The 604-nt window shown below is 65.6% G+C and carries 1 protein-coding gene; it reads left to right on the top strand.

Annotated elements, in window-relative coordinates:
• Window positions 1–23 precede the first annotated feature (23 nt).
• Window positions 24–604 (top strand): alpha-amylase family glycosyl hydrolase (locus QK440_RS41270; protein WP_282798400.1); only part of this gene is annotated, 581 nt, incomplete at its 3' end.

Below are 604 nucleotides of genomic sequence, written 5' to 3' on the forward strand. Positions count from 1 at the left end.
CCGCTGATCGGAGGGTCACCCACATGATCGTCAATGAGCCCGTCCAGGACACCTTCGAGGACACCCCCGCCAAGGACCGCGACCCCGACTGGTTCAAGCGCGCCGTGTTCTACGAGGTCCTCGTCCGCTCCTTCCAGGACAGCAACGGCGACGGCGTCGGCGACCTCAAGGGCCTCACCGCCAAGCTCGACTACCTGCAGTGGCTCGGCGTGGACTGCCTGTGGCTGCCGCCGTTCTTCAAGTCCCCGCTGCGCGACGGCGGCTACGACGTCTCCGACTACACCTCCGTGCTGCCCGAGTTCGGCGACCTGGCCGACTTCGTGGAGTTCGTCGACAGCGCCCACCAGCGGGGCATGCGCGTCATCATCGACTTCGTCATGAACCACACCAGCGACCAGCACCCGTGGTTCCAGGCCTCGCGCAACGACCCCGAAGGCCCCTACGGCGACTACTACGTCTGGGCCGACGACGACAAGCAGTACCAGGACGCCCGCATCATCTTCGTCGACACCGAGGCCTCCAACTGGACCTTCGACCCCGTCCGCAAGCAGTACTACTGGCACCGCTTCTTCTCCCACCAGCCCGACCTCAACTACGAGAACCC

The organism is Streptomyces sp. CC224B (assembly GCF_030010595.1).
GTDB classification, from domain to species: Bacteria; Actinomycetota; Actinomycetes; order Streptomycetales; family Streptomycetaceae; genus Streptomyces; species Streptomyces longispororuber.